Source organism: Aeromicrobium wangtongii, assembly GCF_024584515.1.
Taxonomy (GTDB): Bacteria; Actinomycetota; Actinomycetes; order Propionibacteriales; family Nocardioidaceae; genus Aeromicrobium; species Aeromicrobium wangtongii.
In genome coordinates this window covers 1,976,399-1,995,657 of sequence record NZ_CP102173.1, presented here as the reverse complement: position 1 = coordinate 1,995,657, position 19,259 = coordinate 1,976,399, and the positions used below count along the sequence as shown (strand labels likewise).

The 19,259-nt window shown below is 71.3% G+C and carries 19 protein-coding genes; 15 read left to right on the top strand and 4 right to left on the bottom strand.

Features of this window, described 5'->3' with window-relative positions:
• Positions 1-2: 2 nt before the first annotated feature.
• Positions 3-2,159, bottom strand: a complete 2,157-nt coding sequence (locus NQV15_RS09900; RefSeq protein WP_232399660.1) for an acyltransferase family protein — start codon at positions 2,157-2,159, stop codon at positions 3-5.
• 97 nt (positions 2,160-2,256) lie between these two features.
• Here NQV15_RS09900 and argG point away from each other — a divergent pair, with 97 nt between their 5' ends.
• From argG to NQV15_RS09845, 11 genes are read left to right on the top strand one after another with little or no spacing between them, the layout of a single operon-like run.
• Positions 2,257-3,690: an argininosuccinate synthase gene (argG, locus tag NQV15_RS09895; RefSeq protein ID WP_232399659.1), complete on the top strand. Its 1,434-nt coding sequence runs from the start codon at positions 2,257-2,259 to the stop codon at positions 3,688-3,690.
• Positions 3,691-3,732: 42 nt separating this feature from the next.
• Positions 3,733-4,779, top strand: coding sequence for an N-acetyl-gamma-glutamyl-phosphate reductase (gene argC, locus NQV15_RS09890; RefSeq protein ID WP_232399658.1), 1,047 nt, complete (start codon positions 3,733-3,735; stop codon positions 4,777-4,779).
• Positions 4,780-4,831: 52 nt separating this feature from the next.
• Positions 4,832-5,983, top strand: a complete 1,152-nt coding sequence (gene argJ / locus NQV15_RS09885; protein ID WP_232399657.1) for a bifunctional glutamate N-acetyltransferase/amino-acid acetyltransferase ArgJ — start codon at positions 4,832-4,834, stop codon at positions 5,981-5,983.
• Positions 5,980-6,948 carry an acetylglutamate kinase gene (gene argB, locus NQV15_RS09880; protein ID WP_232399656.1) on the top strand — a complete coding sequence of 323 codons (969 nt, stop codon included), beginning with the start codon at positions 5,980-5,982 and terminating at the stop codon, positions 6,946-6,948. Before argJ ends, argB begins: the two co-directional genes overlap by 4 nt.
• Positions 6,945-8,117, top strand: coding sequence for an acetylornithine transaminase (locus tag NQV15_RS09875; RefSeq protein ID WP_232399655.1), 1,173 nt, complete (start codon positions 6,945-6,947; stop codon positions 8,115-8,117). Before argB ends, NQV15_RS09875 begins: the two co-directional genes overlap by 4 nt.
• A complete protein-coding gene (argF, locus tag NQV15_RS09870; RefSeq protein WP_232399654.1) occupies positions 8,114-9,046 on the top strand; it encodes an ornithine carbamoyltransferase in 933 nt (310 codons plus the stop codon). The genes NQV15_RS09875 and argF overlap by 4 nt, the downstream gene beginning before the upstream one ends.
• The gene (gene argR / locus NQV15_RS09865; RefSeq protein ID WP_232399653.1) at positions 9,043-9,558 is read left to right on the top strand and encodes an arginine repressor; all 516 of its coding nucleotides are present in this window, start codon (positions 9,043-9,045) and stop codon (positions 9,556-9,558) included. The genes argF and argR overlap by 4 nt, the downstream gene beginning before the upstream one ends.
• Positions 9,555-10,967: an argininosuccinate lyase gene (gene argH, locus NQV15_RS09860; protein WP_232399652.1), complete on the top strand. Its 1,413-nt coding sequence runs from the start codon at positions 9,555-9,557 to the stop codon at positions 10,965-10,967. Before argR ends, argH begins: the two co-directional genes overlap by 4 nt.
• A gap of 31 nt (positions 10,968-10,998) precedes the next feature.
• The gene (locus NQV15_RS09855; RefSeq protein WP_232399651.1) at positions 10,999-11,649 is read left to right on the top strand and encodes a peptidylprolyl isomerase; all 651 of its coding nucleotides are present in this window, start codon (positions 10,999-11,001) and stop codon (positions 11,647-11,649) included.
• 7 nt (positions 11,650-11,656) lie between these two features.
• Entirely contained in the window at positions 11,657-12,247 is a 591-nt protein-coding gene (locus NQV15_RS09850) for a DNA-3-methyladenine glycosylase (RefSeq protein WP_257125037.1), read from the top strand.
• 58 nt (positions 12,248-12,305) lie between these two features.
• The gene (locus NQV15_RS09845; protein WP_232399649.1) at positions 12,306-13,127 is read left to right on the top strand and encodes a spermidine synthase; all 822 of its coding nucleotides are present in this window, start codon (positions 12,306-12,308) and stop codon (positions 13,125-13,127) included.
• Between the two features lie 5 nt (positions 13,128-13,132).
• Here the strand turns inward: NQV15_RS09845 and NQV15_RS09840 are convergent, their stop codons facing one another.
• From NQV15_RS09840 to rocD, 3 genes are all read right to left on the bottom strand, one after another.
• Complete coding sequence (locus NQV15_RS09840) at positions 13,133-13,651, bottom strand: DUF1269 domain-containing protein (protein WP_232399648.1); 519 nt, start codon at positions 13,649-13,651, stop codon at positions 13,133-13,135.
• 54 nt (positions 13,652-13,705) lie between these two features.
• Positions 13,706-14,098, bottom strand: coding sequence for an SHOCT domain-containing protein (locus NQV15_RS09835; RefSeq protein WP_232399647.1), 393 nt, complete (start codon positions 14,096-14,098; stop codon positions 13,706-13,708).
• 127 nt (positions 14,099-14,225) lie between these two features.
• Positions 14,226-15,431, bottom strand: a complete 1,206-nt coding sequence (gene rocD / locus NQV15_RS09830; RefSeq protein ID WP_232399646.1) for an ornithine--oxo-acid transaminase — start codon at positions 15,429-15,431, stop codon at positions 14,226-14,228.
• 93 nt (positions 15,432-15,524) lie between these two features.
• On the opposite strand from rocD, the gene NQV15_RS09825 reads away from it, so the two are divergent.
• Genes NQV15_RS09825 through NQV15_RS09810 form a run of 4 tightly spaced genes read left to right on the top strand, consistent with a single transcriptional unit; the run spans position 15,525 to position 19,251 of the window.
• Positions 15,525-16,055 carry a hypothetical protein gene (locus NQV15_RS09825; RefSeq protein WP_232399645.1) on the top strand — a complete coding sequence of 177 codons (531 nt, stop codon included), beginning with the start codon at positions 15,525-15,527 and terminating at the stop codon, positions 16,053-16,055.
• Positions 16,056-16,093: 38 nt separating this feature from the next.
• The gene (locus NQV15_RS09820; RefSeq protein WP_232399644.1) at positions 16,094-16,780 is read left to right on the top strand and encodes a YcnI family protein; all 687 of its coding nucleotides are present in this window, start codon (positions 16,094-16,096) and stop codon (positions 16,778-16,780) included.
• Positions 16,773-17,312 carry a copper resistance CopC family protein gene (locus NQV15_RS09815; RefSeq protein WP_232399643.1) on the top strand — a complete coding sequence of 180 codons (540 nt, stop codon included), beginning with the start codon at positions 16,773-16,775 and terminating at the stop codon, positions 17,310-17,312. The genes NQV15_RS09820 and NQV15_RS09815 overlap by 8 nt, the downstream gene beginning before the upstream one ends.
• Positions 17,293-19,251 (top strand): bifunctional copper resistance protein CopD/cytochrome c oxidase assembly protein, encoded by a 1,959-nt coding sequence (locus tag NQV15_RS09810; RefSeq protein WP_257125036.1) that lies wholly within the window; start codon positions 17,293-17,295, stop codon positions 19,249-19,251. Before NQV15_RS09815 ends, NQV15_RS09810 begins: the two co-directional genes overlap by 20 nt.
• Positions 19,252-19,259: the final 8 nt, after the last annotated feature.

The following is a 19,259-nucleotide window of genomic DNA, read 5'->3' as shown; positions in this document are numbered from 1 at the left end:
CTTCAGCGCAGGACGTGCCGGGCGGCGCGGACGAAGGCGGGCGCGAGGACCCGGGCGTACGTCCTGGTGAAGTGCGAGTCGTCGCGCCACACCACGACATCGCCGAGGATCGGCCTGCAACGGTGCTCCGGGCAGATGTGGGTGTTGACGCGCACCAGCGGCACCCGACCGGCCAGACGTCGATGGGCCCGCTCGTAAGCGCCGACGGCCGGCGTGTCCGTGAAGGTGCACTCCTTGACGGTGCCGCCGTCGAGGAGGCAGCCGGTGGCGCGGTCGTCATCACCGGGCCGCGCCGGGTTCTCGATCAGGACGACCGGGATGCCTGCCGCGCGCAGCCGCTGGACCGTCCTCACCAGGCCCGCCGTGGTGGCCCGCTGCCACGTGGACGCCCGGGTGCGCCGGCCGTCCCTGTCGACCTGGCCGGCGGCCGAGCCGTTGGAGTTGACCATGAACACGGCATCCGGCTTCTCCTGCTCGAGGTGGTCGAGCAGGTCGGCCCGAAACCGGTCGCACGAGCGGTACGCGCCGCCGACCTCGTCCTTGTGGACCGTGACGCCCGTCGCCAGGGTGCAGCTCGCCTTCGCCATGACCCGCAGCCGGGCCCCGACCCGGTCCGCGGCGCGTCCGACGGCGGGGGTCAGCGCGGTCGCCATCGAGTCGCCGACCAGGTAGAACGTCCGCCGGCCGTCGCCGAAGGTGCAGGTGGCGGGATCGGGCAGCGAGGACGTGCCGACGTACCCGCGTTGGCATCCCTTCTGAGCCAGGTCCACGTAGTCGGCGAGGACCGTCGCAGCATCGATCCGGATCCGGGACGAGCCGCTCGGCAGCTGTGACGGGCGCAGGTCGAACTCGGTCGTGCGGCCGGGTCCCGGTCGGTCCGCGGGCGGCGTGGGGGCAGCAGGCGCGGACGCGACCCGCACGGCGACGCGCGGGTCGAACGCAGCCACCCGGCTCGCGCACGCCGAGACGACACCGATGCAGCAGATCGCGGCCGCGGCCGTGACCCACCGCCTGCTCGCCAGCGACGAGGACCGCCGCACCGGGTTCTCCACCAGCCGGTACGAGAGCACGGCCAGCACGTACGAGAGCAGCATCAGCAGGCCGTTCACGAGCGGTCCGGTGGCGACGAGCCACGCCGCGACGATCTGCACGGGCCAGTGCCACAGGTACAGCGAGTACGAGATGTCGCCGACGTGGCGCAGGGGAGCGTACGACAGGACCTGTGCGCCGAGGCCTGGACGGCCGGCGCCGGCCAGCAGGACGGCCACGGTGCTGAGCGTGGGCGCCGCGGACAGGTAGGAGGGATAGCCGGTGCCGCCGATCCCGGTCTCGGCGAGCAGTGCGATGGTGGCGCCGAGCCCGAGGAGCCCGGCGACGCCGAGGGCGTCCCGCAGCTCGTCGCAGCGGCGGGCGAGGAATGGCACGACGCAGGCGGCGGCGACCCCGGCGGCGAGCTGCCAGGCGCGGGTGAACGGTGAGAAGTACGCGGCGGTCGGACTGGCGGACGTCAGGTGGACCGAGTACGCCAACGACAGCACGCAGACGGCCACCATGACCAGGGCGAGCAACCGGCGGGTGGCCCAGCCGCGGCGGACGGCAACGCCCGCGCAGACCGCGACGATCACCGGGACGGCCAGGTAGAACTGCTCCTCGACCGCCAGGGACCAGAAGTGTTGGAACGGCGACGGGTCGCGGTCCGCGGCCGCGTAGTCGGTGCCCTGCTGGATGAACCGCAGATTCGCGGCGAACAGCGTGGCCCAGAGCCCGTCGTCGCCGATCGCACGACGCTGGGTCGCAGGTGCCCACAGCCACGTCGCGGTCAGCGTGGCGCCGAGCACCAGCAGCGATGCGGGCAGGATGCGGCGCGCCCGGCGGGTCCAGAAGTCGTACAGGTCCACCGCACCGGTCCGGCCGATCTCGCCGAGCAGCAGTGACCCGATCACGAACCCGGACACCGTGAAGAACATGTCCACGCCGACGAAGCCGCCGGGCAGGACGTCGGGCCAGGCGTGGTGGACGACGACCAGCAGCACCGCCAGCCCGCGCATGCCCTGGATGTCGGGCCGGAACGTGCCGGAGCGGCCCGAGGCCGTGCTGCGGTCGCCGCGACGCCGGCCCCGGCGGGTCGCGGGTCCCTCCGTGGCCCCACGTGATGTCATGGTGTCTGCATATTTGCCCCGTGGCGCGCGTCCTAGACATCCCGGACAGCCCCACCCCGAATGCAAGTTTTTGCAGACCTGTGCAAGAATGTGAACCATGTCCAAGGTTCTCACCAGTCTTCCCGTCGGCGAACGCGTCGGCATCGCCTTCTCCGGAGGGCTCGACACCTCCGTTGCCGTTGCATGGATGCGCGACAAGGGCGCCGTGCCCTGCACGTACACCGCCGACATCGGCCAGTACGACGAGCCCGACATCTCCGGCATCCCCGGCCGCGCCATGGAGTACGGCGCCGAGCTGGCCCGGTCGATCGACTGCAAGCGTCCGCTGGTCGACGAGGGACTGGCGGCACTGGCGTGCGGTGCGTTCCACATCCGCTCGGCCGGCCGGACGTACTTCAACACGACCCCGCTGGGCCGTGCGGTCACCGGGACGCTGCTGGTGCGCGCCATGCACGAGGACGGCGTCGACATCTGGGGCGACGGCTCGACCTTCAAGGGCAACGACATCGAGCGGTTCTACCGCTACGGCCTGCTGGCCAACCCCGCGCTGCGCATCTACAAGCCGTGGCTCGACGCGGCATTCGTCGCCGAGCTGGGCGGCCGCGCCGAGATGAGCCAGTGGCTCACCGAGCGGGACCTGCCGTACCGCGACAGCCAGGAGAAGGCCTACTCGACCGACGCCAACATCTGGGGCGCGACGCACGAGGCCAAGCTGCTCGAGCACCTCGACACCTCCCTGGAGGCGGTTGACCCGATCATGGGCGTCAAGTTCTGGGACCCCTCGGTCCAGATCGAGACCGAGGACGTCACGATCGCCTTCGAGGCGGGCCGTCCGGTGGCGATCAACGGCGAGACGTTCGACGGTGACCCGGTCGCGCTGGTGCACGAGGCGAACACGATCGGCGGCCGGCACGGCCTGGGCATGTCCGACCAGATCGAGAACCGCATCATCGAGGCCAAGAGCCGCGGCATCTACGAGGCGCCGGGCATGGCCCTGCTGCACATCGCCTACGAGCGGCTCGTCAACGCGATCCACAACGAGGACACGATCGCCAACTTCCACCAGCACGGCCGTCGTCTCGGCCGGCTGATGTACGAGGGTCGCTGGCTGGACCCGCAGGCGATGATGCTGCGCGAGTCCGTGCAGCGCTGGATCGCCTCGGTCGTCACCGGTGAGGTGACCGTCCGGCTGCGTCGCGGCGAGGACTACACGGTCCTGGACACGCAGGGCCCGAACTTCTCCTACGACCCGCACAAGCTGTCGATGGAGCGCACCGAGAACGCCGTGTTCGGTCCGACCGACCGCATCGGCCAGCTGACGATGCGCAACCTCGACATCGCCGACTCGCGCGCGATGCTCGAGCTGTACGCCGAGCAGCCCCTCGACCAGGGGCAGGTGCTGGTCGAGAACGGCACGCTGTTCGGCGAGCTGCCCGCCGGCGGCGCCACCCGCATCGAGGCCAACCCGTCCCTGTCGGAGGTCGAGGCGCCGCTGCTGGACGCCGCCGCGATGGAGCTCGGCACCGACTAGTCCCGGCGCCCCTCACGAACCGACTTCTGCAAAGGTGGAGAGATGACCACGATCACCGTCGCCGTCGCCGGCGCCAGTGGATATGCCGGCGGTGAGGTGCTGCGCCTCCTGCTGTCGCATCCGGATGTCGAGATCGGCGCGCTCACCGCGGCATCCAGCGCCGGGACGCCCCTGGGCGATCACCACCCGCACCTGGTGCCGCTCGCGGACCGCATCCTGCAGCCGACGACGGCCGAGACGCTGTCGGGGCACGACGTCGTCTTCCTCGGGCTGCCCCACGGGCAGTCCGGGGCGGTCGCGGCCGAGCTCGGCGAGGACGTCCTGGTGATCGACTGCGGTGCCGACTTCCGCCTGCAGTCGGCCGACGAGTGGGCCGAGTTCTACGGGGGCGAGCACGCGGGCACCTGGCCGTACGGCCTGCCCGAGCTCATCGTCGGGCAGGGACGCCAGCGGGACGCGCTGAAGGGCGTCAACCGCGTCGCGGTGCCCGGCTGCAACGTCACTGCCATCACGTTGGGCCTGCAGCCGGCCGTCGCGGCACGGCTCGTCGAGGCCACCGACATCGTCGCGGTGCTGGCCAATGGCTACTCGGGCGCCGGCAAGGCGCCCAAGCAGCACCTGCTCGCCGCCGAGGGCCTCGGCGCGGCGTCGCCGTACGGCGTCGGGGGAGTGCACCGGCACGTCCCCGAGATCATGCAGAACCTGCGGCAGGCCGGCGCCGACGACGTCACCATCTCGTTCACGCCGACCCTGGTGCCGATGGCGCGCGGCATCCTGGCGACCACGACCGCCCGGCTCGCCGACGGCGTCGAGCTGCCGGCGATCCGTGCCGCGTACGAGGCGGCGTACGACGCGGAGCCGTTCATCCACCTGCTGCCCGAGGGGCGGTGGCCCACGACCGCCGCAACGCTGGGCGCCAACACCGCGCAGCTGCAGATCGCGGTCGACCAGCGCGCGCGCCGGCTCGTGGTCGTCTCGGCGATCGACAACCTGGTCAAGGGCACCGCCGGCGGTGCCATCCAGTCCATGAACCTCGCCCTGGGTCTTCCCGAGACCACGGGCCTCTCCACGATCGGACTCGCTCCATGAGCCTTCCCCACGCAACCGCTCGCTGCGCTCACGCTTCCGCGGGGGCCCCGGCATGAGCGTCACAGCTCCCCAGGGATTCACCGCGCACGGCGTCGCCGCCGGCCTGAAGTCGACCGGCGCGCCAGATGTCGCCGTGGTCGTCAACCAGGGGCCGTCGAAGGACGCAGCGGCCGTCTTCACGTCCAACCGCTGCAAGGCCAATCCGGTGCTGTGGAGCCAGGAGGCCATCAAGGGCGGCTCGGCCGCCGCGGTGGTCATCAACTCCGGCGGCGCCAACTGCTACACGGGCGCCGAGGGCTTCGCCATCACGCACCGGACGGCCGAGACCGTCGCCGAGCTGCTCGACGTCGGCGCGATCGACGTCCAGGTGTGCTCGACCGGGCTCATCGGCCTGCTCAACGACCGCGAGGCGCTGCTGTCCGGCGTCCGTGCGGCCGTCGAGGGGCAGAGCCCGGACGGCGGCCACACCGCGGCCACGGCGATCATGACGACCGACAGCGTCGCGAAGGAGGCCGTGGCCCGCGGCGACGGATATGCCGTCGGCGGCATGGCCAAGGGTGCCGGCATGCTGGCTCCCGCCCTGGCGACGATGCTCGTGGTCATCACGACCGACGCCGACATCGACTCCGCGACCGCGGACGCCGTCCTGCGCGCGGCCACCGCGCAGACCTTCGACCGGCTCGACTCCGACGGCTGCCAGTCGACCAACGACACCGTGCTGCTGATGGCGTCGGGCGCCTCGGGCGTCACCCCGGATCCCGACGAGCTCACCGCCACCGTCACCGAGGTGTGCCGTGACCTGGCGATGCAGCTGCTCGCCGACGCCGAGGGCGCCGACCACGAGATCGCGATCGAGGTCGTGAACGCCGCGTCGGTCGACGACGCGCTCGAGGTCGGACGTTCCGTGGCCCGCAGCAACCTGTTCAAGTGCGCGATCTTCGGCAAGGACCCCAACTGGGGACGCATCCTCGCTTCGGTCGGCACGACGCAGGCGGTCTTCGACCCGGCCGACCTGGACGTGGCGCTCAACGGCGTCTGGGTGTGCCGCAACAGTGGACCGGGGGAGTCCCCCGACTCCATCGACCTGGAGGCCCGCGCGGTCTCGGTCACGATCGACCTCAAGTCCGGCGACCAGTCGGGCACCATCTGGACCAACGACCTGACCCAGGCCTACGTCCACGAGAACTCGGCGTACTCCTCATGAGCCCTGACACCCCCGACCACGAGTGGAACGCCGAGGAGTGGACGAAGGCGACCGGCCAGGCCGCCACGCTCGCCAAGGCCCTGCCGTGGCTGAAGAAGTACCACGGCAAGGTCATCGTGGTGAAGTACGGCGGCAACGCCATGACCGACGAGGCCCTCAAGCGCGCCTTCGCCGAGGACATCGTGTTCCTGCGGATGGCGGGCTTCAAGCCCGTCGTCGTGCACGGCGGCGGCCCGCAGATCAACACGATGCTGGACAAGCTGGGCATCGAGTCGGAGTTCCGCGGCGGTCTGCGGGTCACGACCCCTGAGACGATGGAGGTCGTCCGGATGGTTCTGACCGGGCAGGTCGGCCGCGAGCTCGTGGGCCTGCTCAACCAGCACGGTGACCTCGCGGTCGGCTTGTCCGGTGAGGACGGCGGCCTGTTCCGCGCGAAGCGGACGATGCCGGTCATCGACGGCGTCGAGACCGACATCGGACTGGTCGGCGAGGTCGTCGGCGTCCGCCCCGAGGCCGTGCAGGATCTCATCGACGCGGGCCGCATCCCGGTCGTGTCGACCGTCGCCCCGGACGCCTCGGGCCAGGTGCACAACGTCAACGCGGACACCGCCGCGGCGGCGCTCGCGATCGCCCTGGGCGCCGAGAAGCTGCTGGTGCTGACCGATGTCGAAGGCCTGTACGCCGACTGGCCGAACAGCTCGGACGTCATCGGCGAGATCAGCCCGGAGGCGCTCGCCGAGCTGATCCCCACCCTCGCGACCGGCATGATTCCCAAGATGACCGCCTGCCTCAAGGCGGTGCAGGAGGGTGTCCGCCGGGCGACGGTCGTCGACGGGCGCGAGCCGCACTCGGTCCTGCTGGAGATCTTCACCGACGAGGGCGTCGGCACGCAGGTCGTGCCGGGCGCGCCGACCCGCATCCGCACCGCGCTGTACGCCACGAGCGTCGACAAGGACAAGCCATGAGCAGCAACCAGGAGTGGACCGAGCGCTACCAGGGCGCGGTCATGAACACCTTCGGCCCGCCGCAGACGGTGCTCGTCCGCGGAGAGGGCTGCCATGTCTGGGACGCCGACGGCGCCAAGTACCTGGATCTGCTGGCCGGTATCGCGGTCAACGCGCTCGGGCACGGGCACCCGGCGATCGTCGAAGCGGTCACCCGGCAGCTGACGACCCTGGGCCACACGTCCAACTTCTTCGCGACCGAGCCCCAGATCAGGCTGGCCGAGAAGCTCGACGAGCTGGTGGGCGGCGACGCCCGCGTGTTCTTCACCAACTCCGGCACCGAGGCCAACGAGGCCGCGTTCAAGATCACCCGCCGCACCGGCCGCACCCGCATCGTGGTGGCGGAGGGCTCGTTCCACGGACGGACGATGGGCGCGCTCGCGCTGACGTCCAAGGCCGCCTACCGCGAGCCGTTCGAGCCGCTGCCCGGCGACGTCACGTGGGTGCCGTACGGCGATGTCGCCGCCCTCGAGGCAGCGGTCGACGACAGCGTGGCCGCGGTCCTGGTCGAGCCGATCCAGGGTGAGGCCGGCGTCGTCGTCCCGCCCGAGGGCTACCTGCAGGCGGCCCGCGCGGTGACCTCGGCCCACGGCGCGCTGCTGTGGATCGACGAGGTGCAGACCGGCATGGGCCGCACCGGGGCCTGGTTCGCGTACACCGAGTCGGGCATCGTGCCCGACGTGGTGACGCTGGCCAAGGGACTCGGGGGAGGCCTGCCGATCGGCGCGTGCATCGCCCTCGGCGACGCCGCGACGCTGCTGCAGCCCGGCAACCACGGCACGACCTTCGGCGGCAACGCCGTCTCGACCGCGGCCGCACTGGCCGTGATCGCGACGATCGAGCGGGACGGGCTGCTGGAGCACGCCGTCACGATCGGGGACCAGCTGCGGCGCGGGCTGGCCGAGCACCCGCTCGTCGCCGACGTCACCGGACGGGGGCTGCTGATCGGTGTCGTGCTGAACCAGCCGGTCGCCGCCGAGGCGCAGAAGGCTGCGCTCGCCGCCGGGCTCATCCTGAACAACGCGACCCCCGACCGGCTCCGGCTGGCACCCCCGCTGGTGCTCAGCGAGGACGAGGCCGCCGCCGCGGTGGCGGTGCTGCGCGGCGTGCTCGACGAGGTGTCGGCATGACGATCCGCCACTTCCTGCGCGATGACGACCTGACACCCGCCGAGCAGGCCGAGGTGCTGGCGCTCGCCGCCGAGCTCAAGGCCGATCCGTACAGCCGCAAGCCGCTGGCCGGTCCGCAGACCGTCGCGGTCATCTTCGACAAGGCGTCGACCCGTACCCGGGTCTCGTTCGGCGTCGGCATCGCCGACCTGGGCGGCAGCCCGCTGATCCTGGACGCCGCGGCGACCCAGAACGGTCGCGGCGAGTCGCCCGCCGACACCGCCCGGGTGCTCGGCCGGATGACCAGTGCGATCGTCTGGCGCACCTACGCGCAGTCAGGGCTCGAGGAGATGGCCGCCCACGCCGGCGTACCGGTCGTCAACGCCCTGAGCGACGACTTCCACCCGTGCCAGATCCTGGCCGACTGGCAGACCGTCATCGAGCACAAGGGCAGCCTGGCCGGACTGACGGTCGCCTACCTCGGCGACGGCGCCAACAACATGGGGCACTCCTACCTGCTGGGCGGCGCGACCGCCGGGATGCACGTGCGCATCGGTGCGCCCGAGGGATACCAGCCCGATCCGCGGATCGTCGACGACGCCGCTGCGATCGCCGCGGGCACGGGCGGCTCGGTCACCGTGACGGCCGACCCCTCCGCGGCGTTGGCCGGTGCCGACGTGGTCATCACCGACACCTGGGTCTCGATGGGGCAGGAGGCCGAGAAGGAGGCCCGCCTCGCGCTGTTCGGCGACTACTCGATCACCGAGAAGACCCTCGGCCTGGCCGCGCACGACGCCATCGTGCTGCACTGCCTGCCGGCCTACCGCGGGCTGGAGATCTCCGCCGAGGTGCTCGACGGTCCGCAGAGCGTCGTGTGGGACGAGGCCGAGAACCGCCTGCACGCCCAGAAGGCCCTGCTGGTGTGGCTGCTGGAGAAGAGCAGCACATGAGCGCCGCGGACACCAAGACCGCCCGGCAGCAGCTGATCATCGAGCTGCTGACGCGCAATGCGGTGCGCTCCCAGGGCGAGCTTGTCGACCTCCTGGAGGCCCGGGGGGTCAACGCGACGCCGTCGACGGTCTCGCGTGACCTCGTCGAGCTGGACGCCGTGCGCGTGCGCCACGACGGCATCGGGCTGATCTACGCCGTCCCGGCCGAGGGTGGCGACCGCACGCCCCGTCCCGCGACCGGCGGCGCGGCTGCCAGGAACCGGCTGGCCCGCATCGTGCGCGAGCTGCTCGTGACGATCGAGGCCTCGGCCAACCAGGTCGTGCTGCGCACACCGCCCGGCGCGGCCCAGTACCTGGCCTCGGCCATCGACCACGCGGCACCGGAGGACATCATGGGCACCATCGCCGGCGACGACACCGTCCTCATGATCACCCGAGACCCCAACGGCGGCCAGGCCGTCGTCGACCGCTTCACGGACCTGGCCGGTCCCGCATCCAAGGAGAACCAGTGACCACTGAGCCCACCTCGACCCACGGCGAGGGCAATTCTCTGTGGGGCGGTCGCTTCGCATCGGGCCCCTCGCCCGAGCTCGTCGAGCTGTCACGCTCCACCCACTTCGACTGGCGGCTCGCGCCGTACGACCTGGCCGGCTCGCGCGCCCACGCCGGGGTCCTGCAGGCAGCCGGGCTGCTGAGCCGCGACGACCTGACCGCGATGATCGCCGGCATCGATGCGCTGGCCGCCGACGTCGAGTCCGGTGCGTTCGTGGCCCAGCCGGACGACGAGGACGTCCACACCGCGCTGGAGCGTGGCCTGATGGAGCGCCTGGGGCCGGATCTGGGCGGACGACTGCGGGCGGGGCGCTCGCGCAACGACCAGATCGCGACCCTGTTCAAGATGTACCTGCGTGACCACGGACGCCGGATCGCCGCGCTGGTCACCCAGCTCGCCGAGGCGCTGGCCACCCAGGCCGAGACCCACCTGGGCGTCGCGATGCCCGGCCGGACGCACCTGCAGCACGCCCAGCCCGTCCTGCTGTCGCACCACCTGCTGGCGCATGCCTGGCCGCTGGTGCGCGACCTCGACCGGCTCGCCGACTGGGACGCCCGCGTCGCCGCCGACTCGCCCTACGGCTCGGGTGCGCTGGCCGGCTCGTCGCTGGGCCTGGACCCCGAGAAGGTCGCCGCCGAGCTGGGGTTCTCCGGCTCGACGGCCAACTCGATCGACGGCACCGCGGCCCGTGACTTCGTGGCCGAGTTCGCCTTCGTGACGGCGCAGATCGGCATCGACGTCTCCCGGCTGGCCGAGGAGATCATCATCTGGAACACCAAGGAGTTCGACTTCGTCACGCTGCACGACGGCTACTCCACGGGCTCCAGCATCATGCCGCAGAAGAAGAACCCCGACATCGCCGAGCTCGCTCGCGGCAAGTCCGGTCGCCTCATCGGCAACCTGACCGGTCTGCTGGCCACCCTCAAGGGCCTCCCGCTGGCGTACAACCGCGACCTGCAGGAGGACAAGGAGCCGGTCTTCGACTCGATCGACACCCTCGAGGTGCTCCTGCCGGCGTTCACCGGCATGATCGCGACGCTGACCTTCAACACCGAGCGCATGCAGGCGCTGGCGCCCCAAGGCTTCGCACTGGCCACCGACATCGCCGAGTGGCTCGTCCGCCAGGGCGTCCCGTTCAGGGTCGCGCACGAGCTGTCCGGCGCCTGCGTGCAGGCGTGCGAGCAGCGCGGCATCGAGCTGTGGGACCTGTCCGACGAGGACTTCGCGGCGATCTCGCCTGCCCTGACGCCGGGTGTGCGGGAGGTCCTGACGGTCGAGGGATCGCTGGCCTCCCGTGACTCCCGTGGCGGCACCGCGCAGGTGCGGGTCGCAGAGCAGCTGGCCGAGATCCGCGACCGGCTGTCCTGACGTCACAGGGACGTTGGCTAGGCTCGGCGGCATGCGTTCTCGTCTTGCTGCCGCCGCGGCGGCCACGGCCCTGTTGACCCTGCTGACCGCATGCGGTGGCTCCGACGACGACTCGGCCGACAAGCCGGCCGCCTCGTCCAAGGCACCGGCCTCGGACGGGACCTGCACCTACACCGAGGGCGAGGAGCCGGGCAAGAAGGCCAAGCTGCCCCCGACCGAGCCGAAGAGCGCGGACCAGATCACCATCAAGACCAACCGCGGTGCCATCAAGGCCACACTGAAGCCCGACACGGCACCGTGCACCGTCAACTCGTTCATCTCGCTGGCCGAGCAGGGCTACTACGACGGCACGAAGTGCCACCGTCTGGTGCCCGGCTTCGTGCTGCAGTGCGGCGATCCCACGGCCACCGGCACGGGCGGACCGGGCTACAGCTTCGGCGACGAGCTCAGCGGCTCCGAGACCTACCCGGCCGGGACGCTCGCGATGGCGAATGCCGGCCCCGACACGAACGGATCGCAGTTCTTCATCGTCCTCGCGGAAGCCGATCTGCGACCGGAGTTCACCGTCTTCGGCACGGTCGACGCGGCCGGCCTCAAGGTCGCCCAGGACATCGAGAAGGAAGGCAACGGTCCCGACGGCGTCGCACCGGCCAAGGATGTCGTCATCGAGTCCGTCAGCTGATCGGCTGATGCCCGCGGGCCCGGACGGCGAGGTCGCCGTCCGGGCCCGCGGTCTGCTCGGACGCGTGCTGCACGGCCACGGCGTCGCGGTGCGGATCACGGAGGTCGAGGCCTACGGCGGGGTGGACGACCCGGCGTCGCACGCATTCACCCGCACGGCGCGCAGCGAGATCATGTACGGGCCGCCGTGGCGGCTGTACGTCTACCGCTCCTACGGGATGCACTTTTGCGCCAATGTCGTCACCGGCCCCACCAATCGCGCCGCGGCGGTGCTGATCCGCGCCGGCGAGGTGGCCGAGGGCCTGGAGACCGCGCGGTCGCGACGTCCGGGCGTCAAGGACGTCGCCCTGGCGCGGGGCCCCGGCAACCTGGCCCGCGCCCTGGGTCTCACGCTGGACGATCTGGGCGCGGACCTGCTGGTCAGCGAGGGCGTGCGCCTGGGGGAGCCGCCGTCGGACCCCGTCCAGGTCACGGCCGGCCCGCGCGTCGGCGTGTCGAAGGCGGCCGACGTCCCGTGGCGGTTCTGGGTCACGGGCGATCCGACGGTGTCGGCCTATCGCCGCAGCCCTCGGGCTCCGGCTGCCGGGACGACAGCCTGAGCGGTGGGTCAGCTCACCGGCCCGGCGGACCGACGAGGACGCGCCCTACAGTGGTCCGGTGAGCGAGGACGTGCGGCGGATCGAGATCGTGGTCGACCGGGATCGTCCCTCGGCGTTCACGCTGCGGGTCGACGGCACCGAGCAGTCGTACGTCGACCTGGACGATCCGCGACGCCTCGAGTTCGACTACATCCAGCGGATGGCCGACGTGATCGACGGTCACGGGACGGCGGGGGAGCCGCTGCGCTGCGTGCACATCGGCGGCGCCGGCATGACCCTGGCCCGCTACGTCGCCGCCACCCGGCCCCGATCGGCCCAGATCGTCCTGGAGCCGGACGAGGAGATCACGGCCCTGGTCCGCGAGCGCATGCCGTTGCCGCGGCACAGCGGCATCAAGGTCCGTCCGGTCGACGGGCGCACCGGCATCGCCGCGATGCGTGATGACTTCGCCGACGTCGTGGTGCTAGACGCCTTCGACGGCGACCAGGTGCCCGCCGAGCTGACGACGAGGGAGTTCTTCGGCGAGCTGGCCCGCGTCACGACGCCGGACGGGCTCGTTCTGCTCAACCTGGCCGACCACGCCCCGTTCCCGTATCTGCGCCGCGCCGTGCGGGGAGTGCTGGACGCCTTCGCCGAGGTCATGATCAGCGCCGAGCCGGCGACCTTGAAGGGGCGCCGGTTCGGCAACGTGCTGGTCGTGGCATCGCAGGCGACGCTGCCGTGGGAGACCCTCGCCCGCCGGGCTGCGAGCTCGCCGCTGCCGTACCGGGTGCTGCCGTACCGCGAGGTCGTGCAGGGCTTCGCGGCGAAGACGGCCTTCACCGACCAGGACTCGCAGCCGTCACCGGCACGCCCCCGGCTGGGCACGTTCTTCGGCTGAGCGCGTCAGGTCGCGATGGCCTCGATGATCTGATCCTCGCCCTTGTTGACGGCCTTGACGACCGCGTCGTAGTCGCCCTTCCCGATCGCCTTGGTGATGTTCCTGGCGGCGTGCTCGACGGCCTTGTCGACCCGGTCGAGATAGAGGTCGTCGATGACGGCCACAATCGCCGAGGCACCGTTGGGCAGCCACTCCTGCGCGTCGACGCCGATCTGCCGCTCCTCGTGACGCTGGAGGATCTCTCCGGCGCCGGCCCCGATGACGGCCCCGACCACGCCCGAGGCCAGCAGCGACGGCGCGAACAGGCCGACGACGACACCGCCGACGGCGCCCACCGCGGTCCCGTATCGCACGAGCTTGCCGCCGTGCTCCTTGGCGTGGACCTTTCCCTCGGCGTCACGGGACAGCACGACGGCCGCGACGACGTCCAGGTCGTCGACGGTCTTCATGGCGGCGAAGTCCTCGCGGGCCGTCGACTCGTCGTCGTACGCGGCCACGAGCAGTGAGCAGTTGCGGTCGGTCATGGTGGTGGGCCTTTCGTCGGTGCCGCGGATGGCAGGAGTGCCGCGGCCGGCGGGTCAGGTGAGTGCACGGGCCTTCATCGACTCGTACTCGTCCTGCGTGATCGTCCCGTCGTCCAGCAATGCCTTGGCCTTGGCGATCTCGTCGGCCGGGGACGGGCGGCCGGCCGTCTGGCGGATGTAGTCGTCGGTGGCCTTCTGGGCAGCGGCGGCGCGGCGCTGGGAGCGCTCCTGCATGCCTTTTCCGCGGGCGATCAGGTACACCAGGATCGTCAGGAACGGGAACACCAGGAGGGCCACGACCCACAGGGCCTTCCACCATCCGCTGAGCCCGTGGTCGTCGAACAGGTCATTGATGATCGCGAACAGCGCGAAGATGTACACGAAGAACGCCAGGACCCAGAAGATCGACCAGACCAGCTCCCACCCGTCGACACCAAATGCTGACATGACAACCCCGATTCGCGATGGACGCTGGAGACTTCAGCGTCACCCGTGCGCCCCCTGGGGTTCAGGGCACAACGTCCCGCGCCGGGCGGACCTGCGGCATCCCGGACGGTGACGACCCGCTCGACGGCTAGGCCTGCAGGGCGTCGGCCAGCGCGTCGACGGCGTGGTCGATCTCGTCCTGGGTGATGACCAGCGGGGGAGCGATGCGCAGGGTGCGCTCGTGCGTCTCCTTGCACAGCACACCCCGGTCCCGCAGCGCCATCGACACCTCGCGACCGGTCCTGGACAGCGGGTCGATGTCGACGCCGGCCCACAGTCCGCGCCCGCGGACGGCCACGATGCCGCGGCCCACGAGCTCGTCGAGGCGACCGTGCAGGTAGCGCCCCAGCTCGAGCGACCGGGCCTGGAACTCACCGGTCGCCAACAGGCCCACGACGGCTCGTCCGACGGCACAGGCCATGGGATATCCGCCGAAGGTCGAGCCGTGCTGTCCCGGCTTGAGCACCCCCAGCACGTCGCCGCGCCCGACGACCGCCGAGACCGGGATGATGCCGCCGCCCAGCGCCTTGCCCAAGGTGTACAGATCGGCGCGGACGTCGTCGTGGTCGAGGGCGAAGAGCTTGCCGGTCCGGGCGAGGCCGGACTGGATCTCGTCGGCGATCATCAGCACGTTGTTCTCGTCGCAGGCACGACGGATGCCGGCCAGGTAGCCCGACGGGGGAACGATGACACCGGCCTCGCCCTGGATGGGCTCGATCAGGACGGCGGCGGTGTTGGGGGTGATCGCGGCCTCGATGGCAGCGAGATCGCCGTACGGGACCGTCACGAAGCCCGGAGTGAAGGGGCCGTAGTTGTCGTGCGCGCCCGGATCGTCCGAGAAGGACACGATCGTGGTGGTGCGGCCGTGGAAGTTGCCGGCCGCGACGATGATCTCGGCGCCGTTGAACTGCACGCCCTTGACCTCGTAGGCCCACTTGCGGGCGACCTTGATGGCCGACTCGACCGCCTCGGCGCCGGTGTTCATCGTCAGCACCATCTCGGTCTGCGTCAGCTCGGCCAGCTCACGGCAGAACTGCCCGAACTGGTCGTTGTGGAAGGCCCGGGACGTCAGCGTCACCCGATCGAGCTGCTCGCGCACCGCCTCGACCAGCACGGGGTGCCGGTGACCGAAGTTGAGGGCCGAGTACCCGGAGAGGAAATCGAGGTACCGGTGACCGTCGACGTCGGTGACCCACGCCCCTTCGGCCTCGGCGATGACGACGGGGAGCGGGTGATAGTTGTGCGCTCCCCAGTGCTCGTCGAGCGTGATGTAGGACGCGGTGTCGATGCTCATGCCACCACGGTAACGGGACCAGTGGCCCTGTCGCGCCTGCCCGCGGCGGGACCTGGGAGTCGTCCGCGGCAGTGGCGCGGATATCGTGAGGAGGTGAGCTTCCCGGACCGCCTCGAAGCAGCGCGTCCGGACGGACGTCCGCTGCGGGTGGCTCGATCCCTGGCTGCAGCACTGGTGTGCGTCACCGCCGCCGCGCTGGGACACCGGTTCGCGGGTGGGCCGATGCCGACGGGAGCCGTCGCGGCGGTGCTGGCCGGTTCCGGAGGCGTCGCGTGGCTGCTGTCCGCACGCCGGGTCACCCCGGGCCAGCTGCTGGGGCTGCTGGTGCTGTGCCAGGCGGGCGTGCACCTTGCCGGCGGCTCGGGCGAGATGACGATGGGTCCCGGCATGATCGCCGGGCACCTGGCAGCCACCGGCGTCAGCGTCGCCGTCCTGGCGTACGGCGAGCGGTTCGTGTGGGAGATGGGCCGCCGGTTGGTCCGACGGGTCCTGCCCTCGCGGGGCCGGCTCGTGCGGGCGCCGCACCTGCGTCCGGTGCGCGCGGTCGTCGCACTGACCTCGCCGCACGAGCTGTGGCTCGCCTGCGTGCGGTCGCGGAGAGGACCGCCGGTCGGCCTCGTCTGACCAGCCGTTCACTCCATCTCAGCAAGGAACCCATTTTCATGACACGCACTCTCGCGCGGCTCGGTGCTGCGCTCACGACGGCTGCCCTCGTGGCCGTCGCCGCCCCTGCCTCGGCCCACGTCGGCGTCTCGTCGACCGATGCGGCGCAGGGCGGATTCGGCAAGGTCGTGTTCCGGGTCCCCAACGAGTCCGATGCCGCCACCACGACCAAGCTCGTCGTGACCCTGCCGGCCGACACACCGTTCGCCTTCGTCTCGACCGGCGCCAAGCCGGGCTGGACGGTCAAGACGACCACGACGACCTTCGACAAGCCGGTCAAGACCGGCGACTTCGAGCTCACCGAGGCGGTCAGCACGATCACCTGGACGGCCGAGGGGGAGGGCACACCGGTCGGACAGTTCGACGAGTTCGCGATCTCGGCCGGCCCGTTTCCGGACGCCTCGTCGGTCGGATTCTCCGCCCAGCAGACGTACAGCGACGGCGAGGTCGTCGACTGGGACCAGGAGCAGACCGGCGACACGGAGCCCGAGCACCCGCGACCGGTGCTGACCCTCGCCGCCGCTGCCGGCGACGGTGGGCACGGGACGACCGCGCACTCAGCGGGCGGGTCGGACGCCTCGGCGGACGAGGGCACCGAGCTCGGCACGTGGCTGGGCGGAGCAGCCCTCGTCGTCGCCGCAGCCGCGCTGGTTGTCGCCCTGAGACAGAATCGACGACGTGCATAACGTCGTCGTGCTCCGCGGGATCGTCCTGGGGCTCGTGGTTCCCGTGCTGCTCGCGGCCGCCGGGCTCGGCGCGGCACCCGCGAGCGCGCACGCGGCCCTGGTCTCCTCGGACCCGGCGGACGGGACGACCCTGGCGGCGGCACCCACCCAGATCACGCTCACCTTCAACCAGAACGTGGGCAAGCCCGCCGACGTCGCGATCGCGGCCCCCGACGGGACGCAGGTCGACGTCACCGGGATCCGGGCCGTCGGCCCGGATCTGACCGCCACCGTCGCCGATGTCGACCAACGCGGCACCTATCGCGCCTCGTTCCGGATCGTCTCGTCCGACGGCCACCCCGTGACCGGCACCGTGACCTACGACGTGACCGCCGGTCGCGCCGTCACGGCAGCCACCCCCACCGATACCGATCAGGAGTCCTTCGTGCACCGGCACAGCTCACACCTCTTCTGGGGCATCCTCGCGGCGGTCGTCGCGCTGGGACTGCTTCTCGCACCGCTCAGGAGGCGCAATGACCCAGACGCTGCGTGACACCACGGTCGGCTTCGTCGTCGCCGGCCTGTCGCTGATCGCCTTCCTGGTGCTCGGCGGCGGGTCGCCGGAGCAGGCGCCCGTCGGCATCGCCGACCCCGGCCTCCTGGTCGGCTGGGCGGTGCCGCTGCTCAAGCTGGTGACGGACCTCGCGGCCATCGCGGTGGTCGGGTTCCTGCTGGGGGCGGCGTTCCTGCTGCCCTCGTCAGGGCCAGAGGTGCAGGGACTGTCGGTCCAGGCCGTCCGGCTCGCCTCACGGTGGGCGACGGTCTGGTCGGTCTCGAGCGTCCTGTACTTCATCGTGAAGGTGTCCGATGTCTTCGGCGTTCCGCTGAGCGGTCAGACCTGGGCGTTCATCTCCGGTTACGCGGGGACGTCGAACGGGCGGGCGATCTTCCTGCAGGCGCTGGGCGCGGCGGTCATCGCCGTCGCCACGCGACTGGCGCTGGGCGTCCGCTCGCTGGCGGTGCTGCTGGGTGTCGCACTGGCCACGATGGCCCCGATCGCGCTGACCGGACACTCGGCGTCCTCGGGCTCGCACGGCCTGGCCACGACGAGCCTGTTCCTGCACATCGTCGGGGCGACGATCTGGGTGGGCGGGCTGGCCGTCCTGGGCTGGGTCGCCATCCGCGGCAGCAAGCGGCTGGGGGCGGCCACCGCGCGCTACTCGACGCTGGCGCTGTGGGCGTTCGTCGTCGTCGCGGCCTCGGGCGCCGTCAACGCCCTGGTGCGCCTGCGCAACCTCTCGGACGTGTTCGGCACCTCGTACGGCCTCTTGGTGATCGGCAAGGTCGTGGCGCTGCTCGCCCTCGGCGTGCTGGGCTACCAGCAGCGGCGCCGCATCATCGCCGCCGGCGGCGGATTCCTGCGGCTGGCCATCACCGAGCTGTTCGTGATGGCGGCGGCGGTCGGCCTGGCCGTTGCCCTGTCCCGCACCCCCACGCCGGTCGGCGACGGCGTGCTGCAGACGCCGGTCGAGGAGCTGCTCGGCGGCCCGCTCCCGGCCGCGCCCACGGTCCTGCGGCTGCTGACCGGATGGACCGGCAACGGCGTCGGCATCGCGATCGTCGCGCTGGGCACCGCGCTGTACCTGCGCGGCGTGTGGGCGATGCACCGCCGCGGCGACAAGTGGCCGGTCGGCCGGACGATCTCCTGGCTCCTCGGCATGGTGGCCGTCGCCTGGGCGACGTTCGGAGGGCTGGGGGAGTACTCGCACGTCCTGTTCAGCGCGCACATGGCCTCCCACATGCTGCTGTCGATGGTCGCGCCGATCTTCCTGGTACTTGGCGCGCCCATGACCCTGGCCCTGCGGACCCTGCCCGGTCCGCGCCAGCCGGGTGACATCTCACCGCGGGCGATGCTGCTGTCGTTCCTGCACTCGCGGTTCTCCCGCTTCGTGACCCACCCGCTGTTCGGGCCGGTCATGTTCGTGGGCAGCCTCTACGGCCTGTACTTCACCGGCCTGTTCGAGACCCTGATGAGCAATCACTGGGGCCACGCGATCATGGAGATCCACTTCCTCGCGGTGGGACTGCTGTTCTACTACGTCCTGATCGGCATCGACCCGGCGCCGCGTGCGCTCGCACCGATCGCCAGGTTCGGTGCCCTGCTGGTCACGCTGCCGTTCCACGCCTTCTTCGCGGTCGCGCTGATGTCGTCCAACGTGGTCTTCGCGCTGGACTACTGGAAGGCGCTTGACCGGCCGTACCGGACCGATCTGCTGGCCGACCAGTACCTCGGTGGCGGGATGGCGTGGGCCACCGGCGAGGTCCCGCTGCTGCTGGTCATGATCGCGATCCTGTTCCAGTGGTTCCGGTCGGACGCCCGCGAGGCCAAGCGCTTCGACCGAGCCGAGGATCGCAACGAGGACGCGGCGCTGGAGGCGTACAACGCCCACCTGCGCGACCTGGCCGACCACGGCCGCCGCCGGGAGCCCTGAGACAGCGA

Coding starts and splice junctions, on each gene's coding strand:
- NQV15_RS09835 (WP_232399647.1), bottom strand. CDS start 14,098: ATGTCAGCATTTGGTGTCGACGGGTGGGAGCTGGTCTGGTCGATCTTC.
- NQV15_RS09850 (WP_257125037.1), top strand. CDS start 11,657: ATGCCCGCGGGCCCGGACGGCGAGGTCGCCGTCCGGGCCCGCGGTCTG.
- NQV15_RS09840 (WP_232399648.1), bottom strand. CDS start 13,651: ATGACCGACCGCAACTGCTCACTGCTCGTGGCCGCGTACGACGACGAG.
- argR (WP_232399653.1), top strand. CDS start 9,043: ATGAGCGCCGCGGACACCAAGACCGCCCGGCAGCAGCTGATCATCGAG.
- NQV15_RS09810 (WP_257125036.1), top strand. CDS start 17,293: ATGACCCAGACGCTGCGTGACACCACGGTCGGCTTCGTCGTCGCCGGC.
- NQV15_RS09820 (WP_232399644.1), top strand. CDS start 16,094: ATGACACGCACTCTCGCGCGGCTCGGTGCTGCGCTCACGACGGCTGCC.
- NQV15_RS09875 (WP_232399655.1), top strand. CDS start 6,945: ATGAGCAGCAACCAGGAGTGGACCGAGCGCTACCAGGGCGCGGTCATG.
- NQV15_RS09855 (WP_232399651.1), top strand. CDS start 10,999: ATGCGTTCTCGTCTTGCTGCCGCCGCGGCGGCCACGGCCCTGTTGACC.
- argB (WP_232399656.1), top strand. CDS start 5,980: ATGAGCCCTGACACCCCCGACCACGAGTGGAACGCCGAGGAGTGGACG.
- argC (WP_232399658.1), top strand. CDS start 3,733: ATGACCACGATCACCGTCGCCGTCGCCGGCGCCAGTGGATATGCCGGC.
- NQV15_RS09900 (WP_232399660.1), bottom strand. CDS start 2,159: ATGACATCACGTGGGGCCACGGAGGGACCCGCGACCCGCCGGGGCCGG.
- argF (WP_232399654.1), top strand. CDS start 8,114: ATGACGATCCGCCACTTCCTGCGCGATGACGACCTGACACCCGCCGAG.
- rocD (WP_232399646.1), bottom strand. CDS start 15,431: ATGAGCATCGACACCGCGTCCTACATCACGCTCGACGAGCACTGGGGA.
- argJ (WP_232399657.1), top strand. CDS start 4,832: ATGAGCGTCACAGCTCCCCAGGGATTCACCGCGCACGGCGTCGCCGCC.
- argG (WP_232399659.1), top strand. CDS start 2,257: ATGTCCAAGGTTCTCACCAGTCTTCCCGTCGGCGAACGCGTCGGCATC.